The sequence below is a fragment of the Kineococcus indalonis genome, assembly GCF_009906395.1.
Taxonomy (GTDB): Bacteria; Actinomycetota; Actinomycetes; order Actinomycetales; family Kineococcaceae; genus Kineococcus; species Kineococcus indalonis.
In genome coordinates, this window is sequence record NZ_JAAALM010000413.1 from 1 (window position 1) to 3,662 (window position 3,662).

General features: G+C 76.6%; 5 protein-coding genes. 1 reads left to right on the forward strand and 4 read right to left on the reverse strand.

All coding sequences use genetic code 11. The features are described 5' to 3' along the window. The coding region (locus GTR00_RS16605) for an EAL domain-containing protein (protein ID WP_166612695.1) at positions 1-556 on the forward strand (556 nt) is incomplete at its 5' end. A gap of 152 nt (positions 557-708) precedes the next feature. Here the strand turns inward: GTR00_RS16605 and GTR00_RS16610 are convergent. From GTR00_RS16610 to GTR00_RS16625, 4 genes are all read right to left on the reverse strand, one after another. Further along, positions 709-1,272: a hypothetical protein gene (locus tag GTR00_RS16610; protein WP_240900472.1), complete on the reverse strand. Its 564-nt coding sequence runs from the start codon at positions 1,270-1,272 to the stop codon at positions 709-711. A 369-nt stretch (positions 1,273-1,641) separates the two neighbouring features. Next, a complete protein-coding gene (locus GTR00_RS16615; RefSeq protein ID WP_166612697.1) occupies positions 1,642-1,956 on the reverse strand; it encodes a putative glycolipid-binding domain-containing protein in 315 nt (104 codons plus the stop codon). Further along, a complete protein-coding gene (locus GTR00_RS16620; protein WP_166612698.1) occupies positions 1,953-2,804 on the reverse strand; it encodes a phosphotransferase in 852 nt (283 codons plus the stop codon). The genes GTR00_RS16615 and GTR00_RS16620 overlap by 4 nt, the downstream gene beginning before the upstream one ends. Positions 2,805-2,886: 82 nt before the next feature. Then, complete coding sequence (locus GTR00_RS16625; RefSeq protein WP_205705996.1) at positions 2,887-3,405, reverse strand: pyridoxamine 5'-phosphate oxidase family protein; 519 nt, start codon at positions 3,403-3,405, stop codon at positions 2,887-2,889. Positions 3,406-3,662: the final 257 nt, after the last annotated feature.

Genomic DNA, 3,662 nt, shown 5'->3' on the forward strand with positions numbered 1-3,662 from the left:
CTCGGGGGAGGGGCTGATGCGCGCGCTGGACTCCTGGGTGCTGGCCACCGCCTGCCGGGAGCTGGCGGCCTGGCCCGAGCCGGCCCCGGCGCGGGTCTTCGTCAACACCTCCCCCGCGCAGTTCGCCCGCCCCGGCTTCGCCGGCGAGGTCGCCGCCGTCCTGGCGAGCACCGGCCTGCCTGCTGAGCGGCTGACGCTGGAGGTGCTCGAGAGCGGGGTGCTCGGCGCCGGCGCCGCGGCCGGTTTCGGTGCGCTGGTCGACCTGGGGTGCACCATCGCCCTGGACGACGTCGGCAGCGGCTACTCGGACCTGCAGCGCCTGCTGCAGGTGCCCGCGCAGGTGCTCAAGGTGGACAGGGCCTTCACCGCGCACGTGCCCCACCCCGCCGGGCGCGCGGTGCTGGCCGCACTGATCGCGATGAGCCGGGACCTGCAGCGCACCACGGTGGTGGAGGGCGTGGAGAGCCCGGCGGCCCTGGAGGTGCTGCGCGCGCTGGGCTGCACCCACGCCCAGGGCTACCTGCTGGGCCGGCCCGCGCCCGCACCGCACCGGTGAGCACGTGCGCAGCGCCGCCCGCCGGCACCGCTGCGCACGCCGGACCCGCACCTGCGTCCACGCCCCGCGGGGGCCGTGAGCGCAGGTGCGGGTCCTGTGCACCGGAGCGCCGTCGTGCGGGGTCGGCCGCGCTGGGCGAGCGGTGGTGGTGCTCAGTTCTTGGCGGCGCCCAGCAGCGCACCGGCAAGGCCCGTGCTCTTCAGCAGGCCCTTGGAGACCTCCCCGGCCTTCTGCTGCTCACCCTGCTGGGCGCCCATCACCAGCAGCACCCCCGTCAGGGCGGGGATGGACCACTGCAGCACCTTCAGCCGGCGCTGGGCGGCGGCGATCTCGGCGGGGGTGTCCTCGGAGGGGTCCACCCCCGAGGCGGCCGGGGCGTGGGAGTCCTTGCCCAGCTTGGCGCCCTGCAGCCCGGAGTACGCGGTCACGCCCATCGCGGCCAGCGTGAGCCCGGCCTTGAGGACGGTGTTGCCGCGGGTGCCGGCCTGCGCGGCCACGCGCCCGCGGTTGGCCAGGATCAGCCCGACGCCGCCGATGCTGTGCACCGCCAGCGCGGCGGCGTTGACCGGGGCCCAGCGGGCCCAGCCGGCGGTGGCCACGTGGGTGCGGTCCCCCGGGTCGGAGACGGCGGCGGAGGCGCCGTTCAGGCCCACGGCACCGAAGAGCGAGCCGCCGAACCAGGCCGCCAGGCCCAGGTCGTGCAGGGAACGGATCACGGTTTGACGCTCGGACACCGAAGCGCTCCTCTCGAGGGACGGTCCCGCCCGCTGCACGTGGCGACGGGCGGGTGGAGGGGCAAGGGTCGCGCACGAAGCGCCGGCCCGCTCGTCCACGCCCGCCCGGATCGGTGAGGTCGACGTCGCCGGGGCCGGCCGGGTGCAGGCGCACCCGCAGCGGGTCGAGCCGGCCGACCACGTCGCCCTGGTGCTGCACGCGCGCAGCGCTGCTGCCGAGGTGGGCACCTCGCGCGGCACCGCCGGCGAGTCGGGGCCGGCGGTTCGGGCGGTTCCAGGGGCCGCCCCGCGGCTCGGCGGGAGCAGGTGGCGTGGGGTCGGCCGTGGTGAGGGCTCAGGGGTTCCGGGCGCTCAGGCGCCGTGCGCAGTGCGCCGTGCGCCCGTGCGCCCGTGCACGCGGGCTCGCCGCGTGCACCGGTTCGCGTCGAGCTCGATCGAGTGCCCGGCGGCGTGCGGCTCGCCGTCCTCGACGGCGGCGGTGTGCCCGTCGACGACGGTGCCGCCGCTCCTCGACCGGAAGGAGGCGCCCTCGAAACCGGCCGCGGCGTCGCGGTGCTCGAAGGCCGCGTGCTGCGGGGGAGAGCTGGAGGGCAGCCGTCCTCCCCGGTGGTGGCGTCCTCGGCGGTCCGGCCTGTTGCGGGCGTTGCGCTGGGGAGCCGCGCTCAACCCCGCAGGTCCACGTCGGACCGGTCGAGCACCGCCCGCAGCTGGTCCAGCCACTGCTCGCCCAGGCGGGGCCCGTCGGGGAACCGGTCCTCCCGGTCCCACCGCCACGACGTGATCATCGCCAGCACCAGCATCCGGCACCGCGACAGCAGGTCCCGATCGACACCGGGGTGGTGCGCGGCGACGTCCTCGGGGGCGTGGGCGAGGTCGAACTCCACCGGCCCGCGGCAGCACGTCTCGAAGTCGATGAACAACGCCCCCTGCCGCGTGGCCAGCAAGTTGCCCGGGTGCGGTTCGCCGTGCAGCAGCTGCTCGGCGCCCGCGCTCGCCCGGACCGCCCGCCCCAGGCCGGACAGGGCGTGGCCGAGGAACTCCCGGTCCGCCTCGCTCAGGGCCGGGGTGCGTTCGCGGTCGGCGAGGAGCCGCCGGGCCTGCTCGACGCGCTGCGTGAAGCGCGGCGCCGGCACGTCGACCTCGCGCATGCCGGCGTGCAGGCGCCTGAGCGCCTCGGCGTACTCGGCCGGGGCGACCGCGCGGCCGGGCACCGGCGCGTAGTGGGTCCACACGGTCACCACGAACCCGTCGCGCTCGTGGGGGCGCGGCGGCACGCGCGGGTCCAGACGGGCCACCGGGCTGCCGCGCTCGGCGAGCTGCCCGGCGATCGCCACCTCGAACGCCGCGACCTGGTGCTCCCGGGGCGCCACCCGCGCCACGACGTCGCAGGGCAGCAGGCGCAGGGTGATCGCGTTGGAGAGGTTCAGGGGCACCACGTCCTCGACCACCAGGCCGAACGAGGCGGTGATCCCCGCGGCCGCGGCCGCTGCTCGGGCGAACTGCGCGGGTGGCACCACCGGCTGACCCCTCCCTGCGCGCTCGCGCCGCGTCGTGCCGCGGCCGGGCGGAGGGGGCGAGCCCCCGCCGGCCGGGTGCTCACGCCAGTTCGACGGTCTCGTTCTCCCCGACGTCGGGGCGCTGCCCCTTGACCTTGCTGGTGGCCAGGGCGATCAGGCTGGTGACGACGCCGCCGGGGGTGTCCCAGTACTCCGCGCTCTGCGCGTGCACCTTGATCAGCGCCAGGCCCGGGGTGCGGGGGCCGTCGGGGAACCACGCGTCCAGCGCGGTGTTCCACAGCTCCTCCGCCTTGGCCGCGTCGTGCACGACCTCGGCGGTGCCGGCCAGGGAGAGCCAGGCGTCGCGGCTGGCGAAGGCGGCGTTGACGTGCGCGCCGTGCCGGATCTGCTCGACCTTGGAGGCGTCGCCGTCGGTGGCGAACCACAGGTCGCCGTCGAAGCGCACCTGCTGCACGGCCATGGGGCGGCTGACCAGGCGCCCGTCGTCGGTGCTGGTGGTCAGCATGCAGGTCTTGATGTCCTCGATGATCTCGGCGACCTTCTGCACGCCGCTGCGCTCGTCAGCCACGTCGACCTCCTCGTCCTCGGGGTGACTCACCGCCTCGATGCCCGCGACGCTAGGTGCGCCGGCCGGTGGCGGCAAGACCCGCCGGGGTGCTGCCCCGCGGGCCAGGGGCTCCCCGCTCCGGCGACGTGTCCCCGGTGGTGCACCACCCGCCCCTCAGCGCCGGGCCCGGTCCGGGGACGGCCCGGGACCCGCTCGCCACTGCTGGACCTCCGCTCGGCACTCGTGGACGGCGCCGTCGGCGTCGACGAGCAGGTCGATCACGTGCGAAGCGCTCAGGATCGCCACGC